Here is a 5,459-nt window from a genome sequence, read left to right on the forward strand (position 1 = left end):
TAACCGATAACTGCTACGAAGTAGCATTCTCTCATTGTTCAGTTTTGAAGGTATATAGTTATGTTGTATGAGAAATGTTGAAGGTTGAAGGTTTTAAAGCCTAAGACCCAAAAGACAGACCTAAAAACATACAACATTCAACCTACAACCTTATAACTGTCGCGAAGCGACACACATCCAGTGACTATAGCGAAGGGGTCACACCTGTTCCCATCCCGAACACAGAAGTTAAGCCCTTCAGCGCTGATGGTACTCAGGCGGTAACGCCTCGGGAGAGTAGGTCGTTGCTGGTTTTCAAAAACCTCAGAAGAAAATCTTCTGAGGTTTTTATTTTTTTGATTTAGGGTGGTTTTGCCATTTTAGGAAAAATGAGATATAATGAAGAAAATTATGCACAAACAAAACAAGGGAATAATTGGATTGGGATAATGGGGTAAAGGTGGGGAGAAGTATTGGAACATAGAATGGATGTGATGATCCACAATTATAAGGGGATTCATGCCCGAATAGCGGCTATGATTGTCTTTCGGGCCAATCAGATTAATAATCAGTATGGTGTGTACATGTTTATCCAAAAGAAAAATGGGAAACAAAAAATTCCAATCACCAGCATGGTAGCCCTTGCATCCTTAGGAATCAAATCGGGAGACGAAGTGACGCTGCTTTGCCAGGGTGATAGAGGCGAAGAGGCCTTACGGCAAATGGCCCAATACCTTTCGGGACAAATAGAGATTAATAAAGCAAATATTGATGAAGTAGATACGATCATAGAGAACACCACCTTAACCAGTGAAAAAATTTTCGAGAGTTTATCCAATGGACTGGTTGTAGTAGATGAAAATAATAATATAACTACTTTTAATAGAGCGGCAGAGATCATTACGGGTTTAAAGCGTGAAAATGTAATTGGAAAGAAGGCTCAGGAGGTATTGGAAGATTCCAAGCTTCATGTGGTGCTGCATACGGGTCAGGAAGTTAAGGGTGCCCGACAAAAGATCGGGAAGACTACTATCATTACCAACAGGACTCCTGTGATTGTAGATGACAAAATTGTAGGAGCTGTAGCCATTTTTCAGGACATATCAGAAATCGACCGCTTGTCCAGTGAACTGGAATCTGTTAAAGAGCTAAAGGAACGGTTCCATAATATATTGGAGCATGCCCACGATGCCATATCAATGGTGGACGATCAAGGAATCATTACCTATGTAAATCCTGCCTTTGAGGAAATGTGGCAGATACAGCGTCAGGATATATTAGGAAAAAAAATATATGATGCTTTTCCTCAGGATGTAGCCATCGAGGTTTTAAGGAGCGGTCAAAAAAAGCTTGGAGCCAGAATCCAAAAAGAAGATGGTACGAAGATCATCTCAAATGCTTCTCCTATTTTTATCAATGGAATCATGAAGGGTGTTGTGGCCACTTCTAAGGAAGTAACAGAGTTACAGAAAATGATGGAAAAGCTGGAGGCTGCAGAGGCAAAGGTAAAATATTTTCAGGAGGAATTGTGCCGGAAGGATAAATTTGATGAGGCATTTCAGAATATTATCGGAAAAAGCGGGTCGCTTGGGGAGGCTTTAACTATTGCCCTAAAGGCGGCAAAAACATCATCTACTGTATTAATCCGGGGAGAAAGCGGTACGGGGAAAGAACTGCTGGCTAGGGCCATTCACCAAGCCAGTGAGAAAAAAAATAAACCCTTTATCCGCGTAAACTGTGCTGCTATACCGGAAAGCCTTTTAGAGTCAGAGCTTTTTGGCCATGAAAAGGGCGCTTTTACAGGAGCCATCCGCAGGAAGCTGGGTAAATTTGAACTGGCTAATCATGGAACCATATTTTTGGACGAAATTGGGGAAATCAGTCGGGATATGCAGGTAAAACTGCTGCGGGTACTGCAGGAACGGGAGTTTGAAAGAGTGGGAGGCTTAGAAACGATCAAGTGTAATGTTAGAGTAGTTGCAGCCACCAATAGAAACCTGGAACAGGCAATGCAGCAGGGAAGTTTTCGAGAAGATTTATATTATCGGCTAAATGTCATTCCTATTACCCTGCCGCCTTTACGGGACCGTAAAGGAGATATCCCTTTGCTGGCAGAACATTTTATCGAGAAAATCAGCAGGAAGGAAAATATGGCTGTCAAAGGAATTTCGAAAAATGTACTGAACCTATTGGAAGCCTACCACTGGCCGGGAAATATACGAGAGCTGGAGAATATTATTGAACGGGCACTGGCTTTAGGAGAAGGGGAGCTGCTGGATGAGGAGGCGCTGCCCGGCTACCTTAGGGCAGAGCATGTAACGAAAGCAGTAGAATTGGTTAATTTAGTCGATGGTGAGATTATGACCATGGAGGCATATGAAAAGCAAATCATTCAAAAGGCTCTGCAAAAATATAAGTCTTTTAACCGTGCGGGTAAGGCTTTAGGGCTAGCCCATCGGACCATCGCATTAAAGGCCCGTAAGTATAATTTAATGGAATAAGGGTTGATAAAATTTATCAACCCTTATTCTTTTTTTAATAAAAACTGTCAAGAACAAAAACGACAATATAGAATTTTCAAACGATTGCCATTGGCATCATTTTTGCTATATGAATATTTAATAATGTTGGTCATGCTAGGGCTTGTCTGCGCATAGAATAGTGTTGGGCAGGAACATGCTAACGTTGTCATAACAGGTTAAAATAATTAAGGAAAAGGGGGATTTTTTCATGAAAAAACTTATCAACAATCCTGAATTTGTAGTGGAGGAAATGTTAGAGGGCGTTGTGAAAGCACATCCAAAGTATGTAAGAAAGCTGGAAGGTTTTAATGTACTGGTAAGGACCAACTCACCGGTACAGGGCAAGGTTGCTTTGGTAAGCGGCGGTGGAAGCGGACATGAACCATCCCACGGTGGATTTGTCGGAAAAGGAATGTTGGATGGAGCCGTTGCAGGTGCAGTTTTTACCTCCCCTACACCGGATCAAGTTTTTGAAGCTGTAAAGGCAGTAAATGGCGGAGCAGGTGTTTTACTGGTAGTAAAGAACTATACCGGTGATATTATGAATTTCGAAATGGCTGCGGAAATGGCTGCAATGGAAGATATTCAAGTAGCCAGCGTCGTTGTAAATGATGACGTTGCAGTGGAAAACAGTACATGGACAACCGGTAGAAGAGGAATTGCCGGAACTGTATTTGTACATAAAATTGCCGGTGCTGCTGCAGAAGCAGGCAAGAGCCTAGAGGAAGTTAAGGCTGTAGCAGAGAAAGTCATTGCAAATGTACGGTCTATGGGTATGTCCCTTACTCCTTGTACTGTTCCTGCTGCTGGAAAGCCCAGCTTTGAACTTGCAGAAAATGAGATGGAAATGGGCCTTGGCATTCATGGTGAGCCGGGAACCTTCAGAGATGTTATTAAGCCTGCCGATGAGATCGTAGAGCACTTAGTAGACAAGATCCTTGCTGATATTGATTATAATGGAAGTGAAGTAGCTGTAATGATCAATGGATTGGGCGGAACCCCACTCATGGAACTTTATATCATGAATAGAAAAGTTAGCAGCATGCTGGAAGAGAAAGGAATCAAAGTCTATAAGACATTGGTTGGAAATTATATGACTTCTCTGGAAATGGCAGGGGGGTCCGTAAGTATCCTAAAACTGGATGATGAACTTAAAGAGCTGTTGGATGCTACTGCCGATACACCAGCCTTCGTACAGCTGTAATTAATTGGATTAGGAATAGAGTATTTCTCTATTCCTAATCTTTTCAATCGTTAGTCGATGGGAAATAGAAGGCAGTCTGTTGTGGGACTCAAGTCTTTTGACCCTTGGGCTAAGGGCTAAAATCTAAAAAATATTAGATTTATCATCTATAGAAAATTTAGAATAGGGGAAGGTGCAAAAGATGATTCATAGAGACCTATTACTGAAAATGATTGAAGAAATTACCATGGTAATTGGAGCCAATAAACAGTATTTAACCGATTTAGACCAAACTATCGGAGACGGAGATCATGGAATTAATATGGATCGGGGATTCCGTGCTATTAAGGATAAGGTTGAAGCTGTGAAAGATAAAGACTGCGGAACCATATTAAAAACCGTAGCGATGGGACTAATCTCTACTGTAGGAGGTGCTTCCGGCCCCCTTTATGGAACTGCTTTTATGAAGGCTGGGCAAGTTGTTGCCAATAAGATGGAAATCACTGCAGAGGATGCAGTAAAAATACTAGATGAAGCCATCCAGGGAATCATCGCCAGAGGAAAGGCGGCCCAAGGGGATAAAACCATGCTGGATGCGTTAATTCCAGCCTATGACGCATTAAAGGCAGCTGTAGAGGAAGGTGAACCCCTAACAAATGCCATGGGTAAAGCAGTGGAGGCAGCGGAAGGCGGTGTAGCCTATACAAAGACCATTGCAGCAAAAAAGGGAAGGGCAAACTATCTTGGGGATAGAAGCATTGGCCATCAGGATCCAGGGGCTACCTCCAGCTATTTAATGCTGAAAGCGATTTATGATGTGCTCACAAGGGAGGCATAGAAATGGTAGGATTAGTCATCGTCTCCCATAGCTATGAAATAGCAAAGGGAGTGAAGGAGTTAAGCATACAGATGGTTCAGAGTGATACTAAGATCATTGATGCCGGGGGCATGAAGGATGGAGGAATAGGGACAGATCCCAATAAAATTCGAGATGCAATTGTTGAAGCCGATTCAGGGGACGGCGTTGTAATTTTAGTAGATTTAGGCAGTGCGATTATGAGCTCGGAAATGGCAATAGAATTTTTGGATCCGGAACAACAGGGGAGAGTTGTGATTGCAGATGCTCCAGTAGTGGAGGGTGCTGTTGCAGCAGCAGTTCAGGCTTCCGTCGGAGGAACTTTAGAGCAAGTAAAGGCAACAGCAGAGGAATGTAGAAACACAAGCAAATTATAGAGAGGATGAAAAAATGCTGGAGCGATACCTACAAGTACAAAACAAAGAGGGGTTTCATGCAAGGCCGGCTACCATGCTGATTAAAGAGGCCAGCAAGTACAAGAGCAATATTGAGGTGGAATACAATGGGAGGTTAGTAAGCTGCAAAAGTATTATATCTTTGATGACCCTAAAGGCAAAGCAGGGTGATCATGTAAAGGTATATATCTATGGGGAAGATGAAGCTGCAGCTATGGACTCCGTAGTGGCTTTATTTGAGAATCGGTTTGGAGATCTGGAATAACATGGTTCATTTAAAACTATTCATGAATAAGAAGGGTACTTAATAAGTATATAATAAAAGAAATCATAGGCGTCAACTTAACCCATCATTTGTCATCCTGAGCGGAGTAAAAGGGAGTCGAAGGATCTTTAAGCTAGATGATATATTCTGATACTCAAAAGTAATCTTGCTTATGTTCTATAAGATTCTTCGCTAACGCTCAGAATGACATGCTTCTAAGGTTTATTTGGAAATAATTGGATTACGTTGACGCCTATGT

Annotated in this window: 5 protein-coding genes and 1 rRNA gene; all 6 read left to right on the plus strand. The window is 42.0% G+C overall.

Annotated elements, in window-relative coordinates; all coding sequences use genetic code 11:
• The first annotated feature begins 176 nt into the window (after window positions 1–176).
• The 6 genes from rrf to BUB56_RS18880 all read left to right on the plus strand — a co-directional run bounded on the left by rrf (window position 177) and on the right by BUB56_RS18880 (window position 5,200).
• Window positions 177–293, plus strand: a 5S ribosomal RNA gene (gene rrf / locus BUB56_RS18855).
• Between the two features lie 159 nt (window positions 294–452).
• Window positions 453–2,480 (plus strand): sigma 54-interacting transcriptional regulator, encoded by a 2,028-nt coding sequence (locus BUB56_RS20180; protein WP_207650471.1) that lies wholly within the window; start codon window positions 453–455, stop codon window positions 2,478–2,480.
• 229 nt (window positions 2,481–2,709) lie between these two features.
• Complete coding sequence (dhaK, locus tag BUB56_RS18865; protein ID WP_110942793.1) at window positions 2,710–3,705, plus strand: dihydroxyacetone kinase subunit DhaK; 996 nt, start codon at window positions 2,710–2,712, stop codon at window positions 3,703–3,705.
• Window positions 3,706–3,886: 181 nt separating this feature from the next.
• Window positions 3,887–4,522 carry a dihydroxyacetone kinase subunit DhaL gene (dhaL, locus tag BUB56_RS18870; protein WP_110942794.1) on the plus strand — a complete coding sequence of 212 codons (636 nt, stop codon included), beginning with the start codon at window positions 3,887–3,889 and terminating at the stop codon, window positions 4,520–4,522.
• Window positions 4,523–4,524: 2 nt separating this feature from the next.
• Window positions 4,525–4,917, plus strand: a complete 393-nt coding sequence (dhaM, locus tag BUB56_RS18875) for a dihydroxyacetone kinase phosphoryl donor subunit DhaM (protein WP_110942795.1) — start codon at window positions 4,525–4,527, stop codon at window positions 4,915–4,917.
• 13 nt (window positions 4,918–4,930) lie between these two features.
• Window positions 4,931–5,200 (plus strand): HPr family phosphocarrier protein, encoded by a 270-nt coding sequence (locus BUB56_RS18880; protein WP_110942796.1) that lies wholly within the window; start codon window positions 4,931–4,933, stop codon window positions 5,198–5,200.
• Window positions 5,201–5,459 lie beyond the last annotated feature (259 nt).

It is taken from the genome of Geosporobacter subterraneus DSM 17957 (assembly GCF_900142145.1).
Lineage (GTDB): Bacteria > Bacillota > Clostridia > Peptostreptococcales > Thermotaleaceae > Geosporobacter > Geosporobacter subterraneus.

What these genes read in the sequence shown, in the direction of transcription:
- dhaK (WP_110942793.1), top strand. Translation starts at nt 2,710, where the DNA reads ATGAAAAAACTTATCAACAATCCTGAATTTGTAGTGGAGGAAATGTTA.
- dhaL (WP_110942794.1), top strand. Translation starts at nt 3,887, where the DNA reads ATGATTCATAGAGACCTATTACTGAAAATGATTGAAGAAATTACCATG.
- dhaM (WP_110942795.1), top strand. Translation starts at nt 4,525, where the DNA reads ATGGTAGGATTAGTCATCGTCTCCCATAGCTATGAAATAGCAAAGGGA.
- BUB56_RS18880 (WP_110942796.1), top strand. Translation starts at nt 4,931, where the DNA reads ATGCTGGAGCGATACCTACAAGTACAAAACAAAGAGGGGTTTCATGCA.